Annotated in this window: 12 protein-coding genes and 2 riboswitches; of the genes, 6 read left to right on the top strand and 6 right to left on the bottom strand. The window is 62.0% G+C overall.

The genetic code is table 11. The annotated features are described in order from the left end of the window. Window positions 1-12: 12 nt before the first annotated feature. Entirely contained in the window at window positions 13-4,368 is a 4,356-nt protein-coding gene (locus QK296_RS16650; protein WP_282391114.1) for an SET domain-containing protein-lysine N-methyltransferase, read from the bottom strand. 215 nt (window positions 4,369-4,583) lie between these two features. Between QK296_RS16650 and nfuA the strand changes: the two genes are divergently transcribed. Continuing rightward, on the top strand, window positions 4,584-5,168 hold the full coding sequence (gene nfuA / locus QK296_RS16645) for a Fe-S biogenesis protein NfuA (protein WP_003190728.1): 585 nt from the start codon (window positions 4,584-4,586) through the stop codon (window positions 5,166-5,168). 209 nt (window positions 5,169-5,377) lie between these two features. Here nfuA and cobM read toward each other — a convergent pair whose 3' ends face one another. The 4 genes from cobM to QK296_RS16625 all read right to left on the bottom strand — a co-directional run bounded on the left by cobM (window position 5,378) and on the right by QK296_RS16625 (window position 7,488). Continuing rightward, on the bottom strand, window positions 5,378-6,124 hold the full coding sequence (gene cobM, locus QK296_RS16640) for a precorrin-4 C(11)-methyltransferase (RefSeq protein ID WP_034135404.1): 747 nt from the start codon (window positions 6,122-6,124) through the stop codon (window positions 5,378-5,380). A 70-nt stretch (window positions 6,125-6,194) separates the two neighbouring features. Then, window positions 6,195-6,587 (bottom strand): cobalamin biosynthesis protein, encoded by a 393-nt coding sequence (locus QK296_RS16635; RefSeq protein WP_003190731.1) that lies wholly within the window; start codon window positions 6,585-6,587, stop codon window positions 6,195-6,197. After that, window positions 6,584-7,288, bottom strand: a complete 705-nt coding sequence (locus QK296_RS16630) for a CbtA family protein (protein ID WP_034135405.1) — start codon at window positions 7,286-7,288, stop codon at window positions 6,584-6,586. Before QK296_RS16630 ends, QK296_RS16635 begins: the two co-directional genes overlap by 4 nt. 11 nt (window positions 7,289-7,299) lie before the next feature. Then, window positions 7,300-7,488, bottom strand: a complete 189-nt coding sequence (locus QK296_RS16625; RefSeq protein ID WP_003190735.1) for a CbtB-domain containing protein — start codon at window positions 7,486-7,488, stop codon at window positions 7,300-7,302. Between the two features lie 95 nt (window positions 7,489-7,583). Then, window positions 7,584-7,796: riboswitch (cobalamin riboswitch) on the bottom strand. 191 nt (window positions 7,797-7,987) lie between these two features. On the opposite strand from QK296_RS16625, the gene QK296_RS16620 reads away from it, so the two are divergent. From QK296_RS16620 to QK296_RS16600, 5 genes are all read left to right on the top strand, one after another. Continuing rightward, entirely contained in the window at window positions 7,988-9,355 is a 1,368-nt protein-coding gene (locus tag QK296_RS16620; RefSeq protein ID WP_282391113.1) for a M10 family metallopeptidase C-terminal domain-containing protein, read from the top strand. Window positions 9,356-9,419: 64 nt separating this feature from the next. Further along, a riboswitch (cobalamin riboswitch) is annotated at window positions 9,420-9,620 on the top strand. Between the two features lie 92 nt (window positions 9,621-9,712). After that, window positions 9,713-10,774 carry a cobalamin biosynthesis protein CobW gene (gene cobW, locus QK296_RS16615; protein WP_003190738.1) on the top strand — a complete coding sequence of 354 codons (1,062 nt, stop codon included), beginning with the start codon at window positions 9,713-9,715 and terminating at the stop codon, window positions 10,772-10,774. 2 nt (window positions 10,775-10,776) lie between these two features. Then, window positions 10,777-14,538 carry a cobaltochelatase subunit CobN gene (cobN, locus tag QK296_RS16610; protein ID WP_282391112.1) on the top strand — a complete coding sequence of 1,254 codons (3,762 nt, stop codon included), beginning with the start codon at window positions 10,777-10,779 and terminating at the stop codon, window positions 14,536-14,538. 125 nt (window positions 14,539-14,663) lie between these two features. Continuing rightward, window positions 14,664-15,668 (top strand): AAA family ATPase, encoded by a 1,005-nt coding sequence (locus QK296_RS16605; RefSeq protein WP_282391111.1) that lies wholly within the window; start codon window positions 14,664-14,666, stop codon window positions 15,666-15,668. 53 nt (window positions 15,669-15,721) lie between these two features. Then, a complete protein-coding gene (locus QK296_RS16600; RefSeq protein WP_282391110.1) occupies window positions 15,722-16,324 on the top strand; it encodes a VWA domain-containing protein in 603 nt (200 codons plus the stop codon). 114 nt (window positions 16,325-16,438) lie between these two features. Here the strand turns inward: QK296_RS16600 and QK296_RS16595 are convergent, their stop codons facing one another. Next, a complete protein-coding gene (locus QK296_RS16595) occupies window positions 16,439-17,386 on the bottom strand; it encodes a DUF1853 family protein (protein WP_169912066.1) in 948 nt (315 codons plus the stop codon). Window positions 17,387-17,419 lie beyond the last annotated feature (33 nt).

Genomic DNA, 17,419 nt, shown 5'->3' with positions numbered 1-17,419 from the left:
CTGGGGTGGGGTTCAAGGCCTTATGTACTTCCAGTAGGCCTTACCGTAGTCCATCAGCAACTCGGTCCCGGCAGGGATATCTCGCCAAGCGATTAAAAACACCATGTAGTTGCCTACATACAGGGCGCCGACATTTTCGATGCCCACGTCGGGCAGGTTCGGCACCTTGACCGCATTGATCAGGCTCAGCGTATTGCTGTTGCCGTGGCCGCTGATGGTCGCGCCTTGAGTGTGGGTCTGGAATAGATACGTACCGACAGCCGCCTCGCCTTTTTCCAGGATCTCGGTATTGATCGAGGCTTGATCCAGATGCAGTTTGCCCGTGTACGGCCCAAGCACGTCGAAACGCTTAATATCGGTTCTGGCCACCACCGACAGGCCGCGCTCCGGGCCATCCGCCAGTTTCCTGACCTCCACCAGGCGATCAAGCCGACGATGATGGCTGCCCTCCTTGGAAATCCATTCACGAATACTTTTGGTCGCGGCTTCCTTGACTTCAACATGTTGCAGGCCGGTGAACTCGTCAAAAAAACGGTTGGCGTCGGTAATCTCGATGCTGTGCAGCGGGCCTTCAAGCTCAAGGGTCAAACTGCGCCTGATGTCTGTCGGGTCCTGCAGGATCGGTGCGTTATTGTTGATTTTATGATCAAAGGACGCCGTGATCGAGCTGGAGCGGCGCCGGGTGGATACCGCGTCCTCTTCCAGGCGTGGGCGTTTTGAGCTGCCGGGCGTGGGCGGCGCGGGGCGTTTCCTGGCTACCGGCTGGTCCTGGGGGCTTCTTTGTCCGAATAGCCACCTGTCTTTGCCGGCACGGGTCATGCTGCCATTGTCGTTGACGTAGCTGCTCCAGATGACGGGGTTGAGGTTGTTCTGTTCGACAAACGCGCGCATGGATACCTTTGAGTTGGCGGCGTTGTAGTGCTTGTTCCACGCATCCAGGTGCTCGGGTTTGAGGTCGTCGAATTCCTCGCCGCGCGCATATTTGGCGAGCACTTTGCCCGGCGCTCGGTAGCTGCCATCCAGGTTTACGTACTCGGCGAAGGCCACCGGGTCCAGATTATGATCGGCGGCAAATCCTTCGAGGGTGAGACTGTTGCGCTCGCGTTGGGATGCCTTGCTCCAGCGCTCCAGATGATCGTAGGTGACGCTGGTACGGGCGGTTCCCGCACGGTCGAGCATCTGTTGCCCTCTGCGCGTCAGGGTGTTGCGGGTGCTGACAAACTGCCGAAAGGCGTTGGGGTCCAGGTTGTAAGTATTGACGAAGGTGTCCATGGTTTTTTTCAGGGCGTCTTCGCTGGCCTCGGTCCATTTCAACAGCACCGATGGCGTTACCACGCTGGGTGCATCCGGCGCGCCGCCTGTCAGTTTTATCTGGCCTGAGTACCAATGTCCGGGCTCTACCGAGGACAGCGTGATCGACAAGTCCCGGTTGGTTTTGGGATTGACCAGGACAATGGAAAAGCTGTTGTCGGCGCCAGCGGCGGCTTCCTGGATAAAGCCATAGGAGTTGTCGCGGATCTGGTACACCGCGATCTTGCCTTTATCATCAATATTGCAGATATATTTCTGGTTGTAGTCCACTCGGGAGAAGATCCCGCGTGCGTCGGGCTTAAGGCCACGGATCAACTCGGGGTCGACTGCGTATCGACGGATCAGCGGGCTGCTATTGCTGATCACCGTGATCGGCTCTCGATAGCGCGGCCCGAAGGCTTTATTGGAGGCCGTATCTATCAAGCGATAGTCGGGGGCGTCGAGGCTGCCGACGTTGCGCATCGGGATGTTGGCGAAGCCGTCGACGGTAAACAGTTTGTCCCCCGTCTGCAGTGGCTTCCAGGTGCCAGGGTCGACCGAGCGCATGTGCCGGGCGGCGATGGTCCCATCCCGCAGTTGGGCAAAACCGCGTTGTGCCTGGCGCATCAAGCCGCGGCCCAGCTTGAGCAGGCCGAAACGTGCCAGTCTGAGCAGGCTGGGCAGGGCGGCCAGGGGGTTGAGTTCCTGCAGGGTGGCAATCACCAGCTTTCCCGTGAGCTTCGCCAGTTTTGGCAGCGCCAGGCGCAGCCCGGTTTTACCGGCCTGAATAGCCAGGCGGGCAGAGCCGGACACATATCGGCCGACCGGCAAGGCGAAAAGCACGATGTCGATGAACAGGCTGGCGACGCCGGACTTGATGCGCTGGGGGTCGCCGGAGCCGATGTCGTCGATACCGCCCCAGAACGGCAGAAAAATCTTGCCCCAGAAGGCGAGGTCTTCGAACACTTCAGCGCCGATGTCCACCTCCCGCGTGGCGTTACGGGTTTTTTCCAGCAGGGCTGCTTCGTCACAGAAAAACAGCTCGCGGGCGATCATGCTCGCCAGCCTTTCACTGCGTGGCGCATACAGTGTGTTGGGCTGCAACGATGACGCGCGCGCCAAGGCGGTTTTGATACCAGGCAAGGTCTCGCCGACTTGCTCAACGATCAACTCAGCCTTTTTGCCTGGCGTGGGCGCGTTGTTCTCGCGGTAGGCTTGCCGGTCAAAGGGCACTTCGGTGGCCAATCTGTATTTACACCAGCTCATTGCGTCTCGTAGCTCTACCACTTTGCCGTTCAGTGGCAGAGTCTTGATGTCTTTACGGTGACGGATCACGCCGGCGAAGGGGAACACTTCGATGTAGGTGGCATGAAAGGGCGAGCGGGGCTTGACGATGCGCAGGATGAAACCTGCCCGGTAACGCACGGCATCGGTCTTGCGCTGGGTTTCATACTCGATAGGCACCTTGTCCAGCGCTTCTCTCAAGGAGTACACGGTGATCTCGTCCTGATTCACATCCAGGGTCGCACTGCCAAGGTGCGCAAGCAATGACTTGATCAGGGTTTTATAGGCGTTTTTCGGCTGTTCGAGGGCCTCGCGGAAGGTCTTGTCGTATTCCGAGTCCGACGCATAGCGCCAGCGCCCGGGCAGGTCGAGCGCAAGGCCCTGAATCGCGTTGAACATTTCGTATTCATGCTGCTCCAGTGCGGTGACAGCTTGAGTCAGCTCATCGCGGGTAGGGCCTGACGTTCGGCTGGCGATCAAGCCATTGGCCTGCACCCATTGGACCGTGGGGCCGAGCCTCGCGGCGGCGACCAAGGCCTGCTGTTCAACGTTATCGCCACTGGCGCGAAAATGTTCCGCCGCCAGGTTGAGCAACTGCTCGAAGCTCATCTGGCGCGATGAGCCGGGTGCAAGCGCTTCGGCCAGCAGGAAACCGCTTCTGAAATTGACCCAGGTACTGCTGGCGGCGTACGGCAGGTCATCGGGGATATCAGCCACCCACACTTCGCTGGCCACATTGGCCTTGACGACGCACACCGCCAATTGCGCCGCGGCAGGGCTGATCGACAAGCTGTGTTCATAACGGCTGATCAAGGAGTGGCGGATCGACGAGTAAGACGCCCCAGGCTCGATAAATAACTTCAATTCGTTATCCATCGGCGACTCGGTGTTGGGCATGATCGTGAGCCACAGCGCTCGCCACAGCAATTTCACCCGCACCGGTTGGGGGCAGATTTCGTCCTTCTGGCTGCCATACCAGTCCAGTGCCTTGGCGATTCGTTCGCCCAGCGCCAGGTTGTCGGGGCTATTGAGAAGCTGTTCAAGCAGGACGGTTGGCGTGGTGGTGAGCATGGCCTGCTGTGAGGCGGTGAACGTTTCGGGCAATACCTGGCGGAACAGCGATTGTCGGGTGTGTGTTTCGATCTCGCGGATAACCTCCTTGATCTTCTGGTCGGCAGGGGCATCCAGCACATGCTGCAAATCGCTGGGCTGCCCATCGTGGCCCAGTTTTCTCAGGGTGTGGTGTTCCTGCAAACCCTGGAGAACCGCTTTCCATTGTTCGGGGGGCTTGGGTTGCGCCGGGAGGATCGAGTAGTACTTGAGCACCAGGTCAAACCGTACCGAACCGTCGCTTTTGACGCCGTTTCCCACACGCCGGTTGATATCCAGCAACACGTCGGCGTCGATGTACCAATAGGTGGGTATATGGCGCAGGATCACCGAATGGTCGGCAATGCTGAACGTTTCGGGAGGGTCGGGTATCGGCGAGCGGGCGCTGCTGAGCAGGGTTGAGAGCAGGTCATAAAGAAAGTCCCGGCCCAGAATGGAGTCATCCCGTTCAGGTTTTTCCCGTAGGAACTGCTGGAAGTCTTCATCGGCCTCCAGTTTTGCAAGGACCCGAACGGCTTCTTTGCACTCGCGATTCAGCTCGGAGTTCAACGGGGGAAAGTAATAAAGCTCGGTGGAGGATACTGCCAGTGAGCTTTGTTCCGTTACAAAGTCAATCAGATGATCCAGATGCGCTTGCTGTTCAGGCAAGCCTTTGAAATAGAAACGCTGCAGCGCATTATTCATTCGATCCTCACAATCCATAGTGGAAGAGGATTCACTCTATTGAGCCGGGTTTTGCGGCGGGGGCTATATAGGTAGGCACAGGTTTTTGCACAAATGGGCCGGTGCAGCGGGGGCCTTCGGTCAGCAGGATCAGGTCTTTCCTGACAAAAATACTCGGACTTTGTACCTGCGTAATAATTTGGCGTAAACTGCGGGCAAGCCTGTGAGGAGTTTCCATGACTGCCATAACCATTACCGACGCCGCCCACGATTACCTGGCTGACCTGCTGTCCAAGCAGAACACCCCGGGTATCGGTATCCGCGTCTTTATCACCCAGCCCGGCACCCAGTACGCCGAGACGTGCATTGCCTACTGCAAGCCTGGCGAAGAGAAACCTGAAGACACCGCCCTGGGGCTCAAAAGCTTCACCGCCTACATTGACGCCTTCAGTGAAGCCTTCCTGGACGACGCCGTGGTCGATTATGCAACCGACCGCATGGGCGGTCAGTTGACCATCAAGGCCCCCAACGCCAAGGTGCCGAACGTCAATGCCGACAGCCCGGTGAATGAGCGCATCAACTACTACCTGCAAACCGAGATCAACCCTGGGCTGGCCAGCCATGGCGGCCAGGTGAGCCTGATCGACGTGGTGGATGACGGTATCGCCGTGTTGAAGTTCGGCGGCGGCTGCCAGGGCTGTGGCCAGGCGGACGTGACCTTGCGTGAGGGCATCGAGCGCACGCTGCTGGAACGTATTCCTGAGCTCAAGGGCGTACGAGATGTGACTGACCACACGCAGAAAGAAAACGCCTACTATTGAGTAAGGTGTTCACTGCGAACATAAAAAACGGCGCCCCGTGAGCGCCGTTTTTTTATGCCTTTTCTGTAGGAGCGAGCTTGCTCGCGAAAAACATCAACGATGACGCGTGCTTGCTGAATGAACGCGGCGCCTGTTAGTTTTTCGCGAGCAAGCTCGCTTCTACAAAAAGCCTTGAGGCAAGCCAGGTCCACATAGGTGTTTGCATTTCTTCAGGGGCGGTAGAGGTGCGCATGCCCTGCGCGGTACAGCGACGACTCACTGAAACTGTCACTGGCCAACACCCGGCCCACCACAATCAATGCCGTACGCCGAAACCCCTTGGCCGCGACTTTCTGGGCAATGTCACTCAGCGTACCGACCACCCAATCCTGATCCGGCCAGGTGGCCCGGTGTACTACGGCAATCGGGCAATCCGCGCCGTAGTGTGGCAGCAGTTCGGCGACGATCTTGTCCAGGTGATTGACCCCCAGATGAATCGCCATGGTGGTGCCATGCCGCGCCAGGCTGTCGAAGTCTTCACCGGGGGGCATGCTGGTTTTATCGGCGTAACGGGTCAGGATCACGCTTTGGGCGATGTCCGGAAGGGTCAGTTCGGTTTCAAGCAAGGCCGCGCACGCCGCGACCGCCGTGACCCCTGGAATGATCTGGAACGGGATGCCCAGCTCGCGCAAATGGCGGATTTGTTCGCCAATCGCCCCATACAGGCTTGGGTCGCCGGAGTGCACCCGCGCCACATCCTGGCCTTGGGCATGGGCCGTCTTGATCAGCTCGATGATCTGCTCCAGGTGCAGTTCGGCGCTGTTGACCACCTGGAGCGCCTGATGACCTTCCAGTACGGCGGCGGGCACCAGCGAGCCGGCGTAGATGATCACTGGGCAACTGCGGATCAGCCGCTGGCCCTTGACGGTGATCAATTCCGGGTCGCCGGGGCCGGCGCCGATAAAGTAGACGGTCATGGAGAAGTCCTGTTGAAAAACGGGCGAGCATGAAGATTGCTCATGATCGAAAGCGGCAATTATCGGGATTTTAACCTGCGCAGGCCAATGCAAGGGTGGCCTGTGCGCTTTTCTGGCGGGTGATCAGCAGGCGCGCGGGGCCATTGGACAGGTGCTCGGCCAGGGCCAGGGCGGCGCTTTCGGCTACGCCGTAACAGCCAGTGTGGGCAAAGGCCAGCGCTGAGCGATGGCTCAGCCGATGCTCATAGCCCACCAGTTGTTCGGCACTCAAGCACTGCAAGGGCAGGTTCAAGCGCTGGGCCAGCGCCAGCAGCCCAGGCTCATCGCGTTTGCGGTCAATGCTTGCCAATGCGGTCACGCGTGAGCGCTCAATGCCGGCCTCGGCCAGGGCGCTGTCCAGCAATGCCAGCAGGCTGTGAACCTCACAGCCGCGCTGGCAGCCAAGCCCGACAACCAGAATCATGCCGAGTAGTGGTCGTCGCGGTTGCGGCGAAACAACCAGGCGCTGATCAGGCCCAGGGCCAGCCAGAAGGCCACGTTGGTCAATTGCGAGGCGATCTTGAACTGCGCTTCGAGCGCCTCGGGGGCCAACATCGAGTGCACTTGCGGCTGCGGCGCGCCGATGACGTGGGGAACGGCAAGAATCGCCAGCCCAAGCGCTTTCAGCAGCCAGTTGCGACCGAACACGATCAGCGCCAGGCCGGCGGCGGTGGACGCTGCGGTGCCGATCCACCAGGTCTGGCGTAACGTCAGGTCAGCCGCCGCGGTGCCAGGCAGCTCCGGGGGCAGGCCCAGGGTGGGCGCCAGTACAAAGGTCGCGTAGCCGGCCAGGCCCCAGAGCAGGCCTTGGGCGGTGCGGGTTGGCGCGCGCAGCGTGTAGAGGCCGGCGAGCATAAGCGCGAATCCCACCGCCACTACCAGGTTGCCGCCGGTGGTGGACAGCACTCGCTGCCAGCCATCTTCAGGCTCCCAGGCTTGGGCGTCGTGGGTGTGAGCTGCGGCGCCAGCGGCGTGCTCATGCACCACTTCGGCGGTTGGCGGGGTTTTTTCAAAGCTTTCCGCCTGCAGAATCAGCGGTGCCACCCAAAAGCTTTGCAGCAGGGTCAGCAGCAAGGCAGCCAGAAGTCCGGTGAACCCTGCGGTTTGCGCAATACGCTTGATCATGTCGGCAGCTCTCAATGGCACGGGAACGCGGCGCTGTGGCGGGTATCGTGGGCGGCGTTGTGCACCGCCTCGATATGCGAGAACCCGGCGAAATACACCAGGCAAGCGCCAAGGATCGATGCACCGATGGCGGCGGTCAGGCGTTGGCTGAGGGTGGCGGTGCTAGTGGCGGTGTGCGAAGTGCTGCTGATGATCGACATGGCGCGTCCCTTTCAGGTGTCAGGGTGAAACGAGCGCATGAAAACCCCACGCGCCAGGCACGCAGGGTTCGAACAGCGCCCGCCCACCGCGGGTTTGTTATCTGAATTTTTCGGGCCGGTCTCCGGGCTTGCGAGGGGCGGCTCATCAAAGAGTCCTCCTGAAAGCATCGCCTTCCCATGCAAAAGCACAGTGGCCATGACGCTTCGCTCGCTTACCGTTGCGGGGGCAGCACCGGACTTGTCATTGGATTTGACGCACCGGTTTCCCGTTTCACCCTGTGAAGGGCACCCGAAACAAGGTGTGTAGGAGAGCATGGTGTGCAGGTCAGCGTCAATTGGATGAGGACACCTACGAAGTACACGGCGATGAAGTATTTGCAGACGCAATAGGCAGACACGCGATGTATGAAGTGTTTGGGAACGCCTGCGCTTTTTTCGATAACTCAGAAGGAAACCCGGTTTATCTCCCCGCGCAACATTGAAATTAACGGTGGGCTTTATGCGACTTTCCAATACGCTGCAAAGTTTTCATGCGCCGCTTGCTGGCGATCAGCAATCAGCGGTGGCCGATGCGACCCTCAGGCCCAACGACCCCTCTGAATCGAACGTTGATAAACCCTCTTTCACGGTTGATCAGGCCGCGCGTCAAATCACTCGAACCGGCCATCGTTGGTTTGACGCCAATCGCGACGGCATCACGCAGATCTCCTATTCATTCAACAAGCACGCAAGAGGGCACACGGCGTTCAATGCGACCCAGAAAGAGCAGGCCCGGCGCTCGATGCAATCGTGGGAGGATGTCGCGAATGTTTCATTCCAGGAAGGCAGTCGTCGCCCCGAGGGGCTTCTAGCGTTCTCCAATAGCACGGACTACGAGGTCGCCTTCGGCCAGTATCCGGGCCAGGAAGGTAAAGTGCTGATCAATCCCCGATTTGGCACCAATACTAATCCAGCCTTGCACAACCATGGGCGAATGACCCTGACCCATGAAATTGGGCACAACCTGGGCCTGTTACACCCAGGCACCTATAATTTTGGTAATCCCAATTACCGCGACCACGCCTTATATGCTCAGGATACGCGGGCTTACAGCGTGATGAGCTACTTCGATGCACCTGAAGCGGGTAAACACTTCAATGGAAAGTTACCGTCGGCGCCGATGATGGATGATATCGCCGCTGCGCAGCGGGTTTATGGTGCCAATAACACGACGCGCAATTCAGATACCACCTATGGCTTCAACTCCAATGCGGGACGAGACTATCTGGAGTTGAACTCGCGTCACGATACGGCCTTGTTTTGTGTATGGGACGGTGGTGGTGTCGATACGTTGGACTTTTCCAAGTATCACCAAAACCAGACTATCAATTTGCGGGCGGAGTCCTTTTCGGATGTTGGCGGCCTGGTGGGGAATGTTTCCATTGCCAAGGGGGTTACGCTGGAGAATGCAATCGGCGGCTCCGGGCATGACTCGATCATTGGTAACCAAGCAAACAACGTGCTTAAAGGTGGGGCGGGTGCGGATCGACTCCGAGGTGCGGGGGGCGCTGACACCTTCGCTTACGACAATCCCAGCGACTCCACGCCGGAATATCCCGATCAGATTATGGATTTTGTCACGGGTGTGGACAGAATCGATCTGTCGAACCTGCTGGGCAACGCGGGGGTTGATGCCCTGAGGTTCGTCAGGCGGCTGACGGGCAAACCAGGTGAAGCGATTCTGGATTACAACCGTACGACTAACCTGTCTAGGCTGGCCATCGACCTCACAGGGAATGGCCGATTTGATTTTTTCCTCAAGGCTTACGGCCCGATCAATGTGCCCGACATCATCACCGCCAATCCTGGCAGGCAGCGCTACGCCTAGTTGGCCGCTGCCTGGACCGACTTGCCGGTAGGTGCTTGAGCATTGACCGCCTGCCGTGCACTGCGTAGCCTTGCACCCTCGAGGTTCTTCGGCCCAGGCCGAAGCTAAGAAGGGAACGCGGTTCAAGCCGCGGCTGCCCCCGCAACTGTGAAGGGTTCAGTTGACTGCCACGCCACTGCCGATAGGGCGGGAAGGCGCAGTCAGCGTTGGTCGCAAGACCTGCACACCCCAAGCCAGGAGACCTGCCTCGCCACTGATTTTCCAATTCAACCGGGCGGGGTGATCCGGTGACGAAATCCGCTGCTGCGCGCCGCCGCAGGGCCTGTCGTCCCGTATGCCCGCCCCAAAGGGCATCCGATGAAAACACTGGCCAAACTTCCCGTCACCATCGTTACCGGCTTCCTTGGCTCGGGCAAAACCACGTTGCTGCGCCATATGCTCGACAACGCCCAGGGCCGTCGCATTGCGGTGATCGTCAACGAGTTCGGCGAGCTGGGCATCGACGGTGAAATCCTCAAGCAGTGTTCTATCGGTTGCACCGAAGAAGAAGCCAATGGCCGCGTCTACGAGCTGGCCAACGGTTGCCTGTGCTGCACCGTGCAGGAAGAGTTCTTCCCGGTGATGCGCGAACTGGTCGCCCGTCGCGGTGACCTGGACCATATCCTCATCGAAACCTCGGGCCTGGCCCTGCCCAAGCCGTTGGTGCAAGCCTTCCAGTGGCCGGAAATCCGCAGCGCTTGCACGGTGGACGCGGTGATCACCGTGGTCGACAGCCCAGCCGTGGCCGCCGGTACCTTTGCCGCTTTCCCGGATCAGGTCGACGCGCAGCGCAAGCTTGACCCGAACCTGGACCACGAATCGCCGTTGCACGAGCTGTTCGCCGACCAACTGGCCAGCGCCGACCTGGTGATCCTCAACAAAAGCGACCTGATCAGCGCCGAAGACCTGGCCCGTGTGCGCCTGGAAGTCGCCGAAGAACTGCCGCCCGCGGTGAAGATCATCGAAGCCAGCAGCGGTCGCCTGCCCCTGGACGTGCTGATCGGCCTGGGCGCCGGTTCCGAGGAGCATATCGACGGGCGCCATAGCCATCACGACCATCACCACGAAGGTGAAGATGACCACGACCACGATGCCTTCGACTCCATCTCCATCGACTTGCCCCAAGCCGATGAGGCGCTGCTGCTCGACGCGCTGACCCAATTGGTGGTGCAGCACGGCATCCTGCGCGTCAAAGGTTTCGCCGCGATCCCGAACAAGCCGATGCGCCTGTTGATCCAGGGCGTGGGCACGCGCTTTGACAAGCACTTCGACCGCGCCTGGGGTGCTGACGAAGCACGCACTACGCGCCTGGTGCTGATCGGCCAGGAACTGGACGCCGTGGGCCTTGAAGCGCAATTGCGCGCCGCCCTCAGCGTTTAACTATGCACCTGCTCAGGACCCAGCCCGGTGGTTTCGTCGCGGACGACAATATTGCCGACCTTGGCCAAACCCCTGCTGAGCTGGTGATCCTGTGCAGCGGTGATTCCAGCCTGGCGCTGCTCGCCGAAGCCGCCCAGCAATTGCCGGAGGATTACCCCAGCCTGCGCCTGGCCAACCCGATGCAGGTGCAGAACCATGCCTCGGTCGACCTGTACGTCGACGAGGTATTGCGCCACGCCAAGGTCATCCTGCTGTCATTGCACGGCGGCATCGGCTATTGGCGCTACGGTATCGAGCGCCTGGTGGAGTTGGCCGAACGCGGCGTCACCCTGATCCTGGTGCCGGGTGACGACCGCCCAGACCCGGAACTCAGCGGCCTGAGCACCGTTGCGGCCGAACACCGCGAGCGCCTGTGGCACTTCCTGCGCCAAGGTGGCCTGGGCAATGCCCTGGATTTTTATCACTGCCTGGCCAGTGCCCACCTGGGCCGCGACTATGCCTGGGCCGAGCCGCAAACCCTGCCGCGCACGGCGATCTATCACCCGCGCAACGCCAATGCCCGCCTCAATGACTGGCAGGCCGATTGGCACGCTGATTGGCCCGTGGCTGCGGTGCTGTTCTACCGCTCGCATTTGCAGGCGGCCAATACCGGCTTTATTGATGTGTTCTGTCAGCGCTTGCAAGCGGCGGGCCTCAACCCGTTGCCGATTGCGGTGGCCAGTCTGAAAGAGCCCGGCTGCCTCACGGTGGTTGAGGACCTGCTGGACGATGTGCAAGCCTCGGTGATCCTGAACACCACCGGCTTTGCCCAGTCCAGCCCGGAAGCGCCGCACCTGCGCCCGTTTCGCCGCAATATCCCGGTAATCCAGGCGATCTGCGCCCAGGACAACCAACCCGGCTGGCAGGCCAGCGAACAAGGCCTGGGGCCCCGTGACCTGGCGATGCATATCGCTTTGCCGGAGCTGGACGGGCGCATCATCAGCCGGCCCATCAGTTTCAAGGACCTGGCCTGGCGCAGCGAGCGCAGCCAGTCGGATGTGGTGTGCTACCGCGCAGCGCCCGAGCGCATGGATTTTGTCGCTGAGCTCGCACGCCGTTGGGTCGAGTTGGCGCGGGTGCCCAATGCCCAGAAACGGATTGCGCTGATCCTCGCCAACTACCCGACCCGCGACGGTCGCATCGGTAACGGCGTGGGCCTGGACACCCCGGCGGCAGCCCTGAATATCCTGCGCGCCTTGCAAGCCGAAGGCTACCCGGTGGCGGATGTGTTGCCCGACAGTGGCACCGCGCTGATCCAGGAACTGCTCGGCGGCGTCACCAACGACCTCGACAGCCTCGACCTGCGGCCCTGCCATCAAAGCCTGGGCCTTGTGGAATACCAGGCGATGTTTGATCGTTTGCCAGCGTCCAATCGCCAGGCCGTACAGGCGCGTTGGGGCGCGCCGCAAAACGATCCGATGTGCCGCGATGGCCGCATGATGATCGCCGGCCTGCGCCTGGGCCTGACCTTCGTCGGCATCCAGCCGGCGCGGGGTTACCAGGTGGATGCCAGCGCCGTGTACCACGACCCGGACCTGGTGCCGCCCCATGGCTACCTGGCGTTCTATTTCTGGCTACGCCATACCTACGGCGCCCACGGCGTGATCCATGTGGGCAAGCACGGCAACCTGGAGTGGCTGCCCGGCAAAGGCGTGGGCCTGTCGGAGCACTGCTGGCCGGATGCACTGCTGGGGCCGCTGCCGAATATCTACCCGTTTATCGTCAACGACCCGGGTGAGGGCGCCCAGGCCAAGCGGCGCACCCAGGCGGTGATCATCGACCACCTGATGCCGCCGCTGACCCGCGCCGAAACCTACGGCCCGCTGCGTGACCTTGAGTTATTGGCCGACGAATATTACGAGGCGCAATTGCTCGACCCGCGCCGTGCGCTGGAGCTGCAAAAAGACATCCTCAAGCTGGTGCGCGAAACCCGTATCGACCAGGAGCTTGAACTGGGCAGTGAGGCGGACGCGGCGGTGTGGCTGCCGCGCCTGGATACCTACCTGTGCGACTTGAAGGAATCGCAGATCCGCGATGGCCTGCATATCTTTGGCGAGTCGCCCGAGGGCCGTTTGCGTATCGACACCTTGCTGGCGCTGTTGCGCATTCCCCGTGGCGATGGCCGGGGCCCGCAGTCGAGTCTGCTGCGTGTGTTGGCCAAGGCATTCGACCTGGGGTTTGATCCGCTCGATTGTGCACTGGCCGAGCCCTGGACGGGGCGGCGCCCGTTGGTGTTGCAGAAGATTGACGATCAGCTGTGGCGTACGGCCGGGGATACCCGCGAACGTCTGGAGTTGTACGCGGCGCGCTTGATCGAGCAGGCGTTGGAAGGCCCCATCGAACAGTTGGAAGAGCCCGGCTGGCAGGAGGTGAAGTCGGTGATCGAAAGCCTGCGCATTGTCGTCGCGCCACGCCTGGATGCCTGTGGGCCGGCGGAGATGCGCGGCTTGCTCGATGCCTTGAGTGGGCGCTTTGTCCCGGCAGGGCCCAGCGGTGCGCCGAGTCGCGGTCGGCTGGATGTGCTGCCCACGGGGCGTAACTTCTTTACCGTGGACGTACGCAACCTGCCAACCACCACGGCGTGGCGTCTCGGTTTCCAGTCGGCCAACCTGATTCTTGAGCGGCACCTGCAAGACCACGGCGACCACCTGCGTCAGCTCGGCCTGTCGGTGTGGGGCACTGCCACCATGCGCACCGGCGGTGACGATATCGCCCAGGCCATGGCGCTGATGGGCGTGCGCCCGGTGTGGGCCACCGGCAGCCAGCGGGTGGACGATTTTGAAATATTGCCGATCAGCCTGCTGGACCGCCCGCGCGTGGACGTGACCCTGCGCGTGTCCGGGTTCTTCCGCGATGCGTTTGCCAACCTGATCCGCCTGTTCGATGCGGCGGTACAGGCGGTGGCGGCCCTGGATGAACCCGACGACATGAACCCGCTGGCCGCCAAAGTACGCAGTGAACGCCAAGCATTGCTTGAGGCGGGCCTGGATGAAGGTGCCGCGGCCAAGCAGGCCGGCTGGCGCATTTTCGGCGCCAAACCGGGTGCCTATGGCGCGGGCGTGCAGGGCGCGATTGACGGGCGCTTGTGGCAGAGCCGCGAGGACTTGGCCGAGGTCTACCTGAACTGGGGTGGTTATGCCTACGGTGGCGCTGACGAAGGCACTGCGGCCCGCGAGCAATTTGCCCAGCGGTTGAGCCAGGTGCAGGCGGTGTTGCAGAACCAGGACAATCGCGAGCACGACTTGCTCGACTCCAACGACTACTACCAATTCCAGGGCGGTATGCTGGCCGCCGTGGAAACCCTGAGCGGCGAAAAGGCCGCCAGCTACCATGGTGACCACAGCCAGCCGGACGTGCCGAAAATCCGCACCTTGAAGGAAGAGCTCAACCGGGTGATCCGTTCCCGTGCGGCCAACCCCAAGTGGATCGAAGGCGTGAAGCGCCATGGCTATAAAGGCGCGTTTGAAATGGCCGCGACCGTGGACAACCTGTTCGCCTTCGACGCCACCACCGCGCTGATTGACGATCATCAATATGCCTTGCTCGCCGATGCCTACCTGCTGGACCCCGACACCCGTGCCTTCGTGCAACAGCACAACCCCGATGCCCTGCGCGACATGACCGAGCGCATGCTCGAAGCCCAGCAACGTGGCTTGTGGCAGGCACCGGGGGCGTACCGCGAAGCCTTGGAAAACCTGTTGCTGGACATAGAAGAAGACAGCTGAGTGATCGTTCCCACGCTCCGCGTGGGAATGCAGCCCGTGACGCTCTGCGTCACAAGAACGGACGCCGAGCGTCCAGCGAAGCGTTCCCACGCGGGAGCGTTGGAACGAGCTATTAAGAGTTGACTATGACTGATACTCCCCATTTCCCGCTGTCCGCCGTGGTCGGCGCTGATGACTTGAAGCTCGCGCTGTGCCTGGCCGCCATCGACCCGAAGATCGGCGGCGTGCTGATCGAAGGGCCACGGGGCATGGCCAAGTCCACCCTGGCCCGTGGACTGGCGGACCTGCTGGCCAGCGGGCAGTTTGTGACCTTGCCCCTGGGCGCGACAGAAGAGCGCCTGGTCGGCACCCTGGATCTGGATGCCGCGCTGGGCGAAGGTCGCGCGCAATTCTCTCCCGGCGTGTTGGCCAAGGCCGACGGCGGCGTGTTGTACGTGGATGAAGTCAACCTGCTGGCCGACCACTTGGTGGACCTGCTGCTGGACGTAGCCGCCAGCGGCACCAACCTGATCGAACGCGACGGGATTTCCCATCGCCATGCGGCGCGCTTTGTACTGATTGGCACCATGAACCCGGAGGAGGGCGAGTTGCGCCCGCAGTTGCTCGACCGCTTCGGCTTCAACGTGGCGTTGAGCGGGCAGACTCTGCCCGCCGAGCGCGGGCAGATCATCCGGCGTCGCCTGGATTTCGACACTGACCCAACTGCGTTCTGCGCGCAGTGGGCGCCAGCCCAAGCCGCCTTGCGCGAACGTTGCACCCAGGCGCGGGCACGGCTCGACAGCATCGCCCTGGATGACCAGGCGTTGGCGCGCATCACCGAGCGCTGCTTTGCCGCTGGGGTCGACGGCTTGCGTGCCGACCTGGTCTGGTTGCGTGGCGCCCGTGCCCATGCGGCGTGGCGTGGTGCGGCCGCTATCGAGCAGGAAGATATCGATGCGGTGGCAGAATTTGCCTTGCGCCATCGTCGTCAGCAACAGACTCCGCCAGGCTCGCCGCCCCAGCCGAATGACGGGCCGTCGTCGTCACCCTCTGACACCTCGCCCGGCCAAGGCCAGTGGGGCGATATGCCCGCACCCGCCTTGCCTACGGGCGTACGCCGCGATGTACCCACCTGGCCAAAAAAGCCCTAGGCATCCGCCCCCGTCCTGACGCGGGGGCGGATGCCCGGCCCCAGGCGGGGCGATTGAACACCGGCCGGCAGGGCAAGGCCCGCAGCGCCCAGCGCGGGGCGATCAATTGGCCGGGCACGTTGCTCGGCGGTCGGCCGCAATGTCGTGCGGACCTGCTGTTCCATTTGCGTTGCCGGTCAGCCCCTGAGCTGTGGCTGGTGATTGTCGATGCCTCGGCGTCCACGCGGCGCCATCGGGCGTTGACCGACGCCAAGGGGCTGCTGGCCCAGCTGTTTGACGATGCTTATCGGCAACGGGCGCGCATGGCGTTGTTGACGGCCAGCGGGCAATCGCCGAAGTGGCAGGTGCAAGGTTTGAAGGCGGCGAAAGGCTTGTCCGATTGGTTGGCGCAGTTGGGCGCGGGCGGCGGGACGCCATTGCTGGCTGCGCTGACCGAAGCGGGGCATTGGTTGGCGGCACGGCGCAAGCGCTATCCCGCCGAGCAGCAGAAGTTGCTGGTAGTGACCGATGGGCGGCTCAAGGCGATGGGCGCGCTGCCGCGATTGGAGTGCCCAGGCATGTTGATTGATATCGAGCGCGGGCCGATCAGGTTGGGGCGGGCTGAGGAATTGGCGGTGGGGTTGCAGTTGGGTTATCAGCATATCGATAAGCTGTAGCGTCTGGGCTATCGCTTTCGCAGGCAAGCCAGCTCCCACATTTTGACCTCGCCGCCTATCCCATGTGGGAGCTGGCTTGCCTGCGATGAGGCCCTCAAACACACCACACCAGTATCAGCCTGTCCCCGGCACATTCGGCCAAAGATCGGCCACCAGAAACAACCGCTCGGCTTCCTCCCACTCCTCACCGTTCGGCACCATGCGCACCAGCAACTGCGCCGGCGCCATTGGGTCCAGCTCTGCCAGCCAGTCTTGCATCTGCACCTCACTCCACACTTGATCAGCCGGGTAATGCGCGGGCGCCAGCCAGGCATGGCGGGGCAGGGGTTGCCAGCGACCCGCCGGGCGAGTGCTGACAAAGTCTGTCCAGTCGCGCTGATGCAACCAGCGCCCACGCAGGTGCTGCGGGTGAGCGCCGAGGGGGGATTGCGCCGCGCCGGGCCAGGGGTAGAGCAGATAGCCGCCGAGCCACAAATGCGCATCGAACGCTTGGATATCCAGCGCCGCCAAGGCTTCGCGGCTCTCTGCCCGCGCGGAGATCGGCAGTTGATGCTGGGCCAGGTGCGCCAGCTTGCGGTCCAACCGGTCATGACAGCCAGGCCCCAGCCATTGCGCAGTGTCCTGGCCATTGCCGTCCTGCGGGCCCAGGTAGAGTTTGATCGCCAGCTCAAGGTGGTGCACGCCATCACGGTCGCGCACCAGCATGTCCAGCTCGCCCAGGGTATGCCCGGCTCGGCGGATCGGCAGGTTGGCGGCCAGCAACTCCACGCCCGGCGCATGCTGCACCGCAAATTGCCACAAACGTTCGTAGTACAGGCCCAGGCGCCGGGTACGTGACAGGCTCAGCCACTGCTGCAACGCGCTGCTGTCCTGGTCCAGCTGGCGCAGCCAGGCTTCGAGCTGGTGAGGGGCCTGCACCCAGTCACTGCCGGCCAGCGGGTGGCGCTGCGGCCACGGCGTTTGCGCCAGCATCGGCGGCGCGAGCATCACCCACGCCAGGTCGCGCACCTCGGGGTGGCGCAGTTGGCGGGGCAGGGTGTGCAAGTCGGGGAATGGCGTCATGGTCCGAGCATAGCCTTTTCAGCGCGCAGAAGG

This window comes from Pseudomonas sp. AL10 (assembly GCF_029960685.1).
In the GTDB taxonomy this organism is placed as follows: domain Bacteria; phylum Pseudomonadota; class Gammaproteobacteria; order Pseudomonadales; family Pseudomonadaceae; genus Aquipseudomonas; species Aquipseudomonas lactis.
The sequence above is the reverse complement of the archived record's forward strand: the minus strand, read 5'-3'. Positions and strand labels throughout refer to the sequence as shown.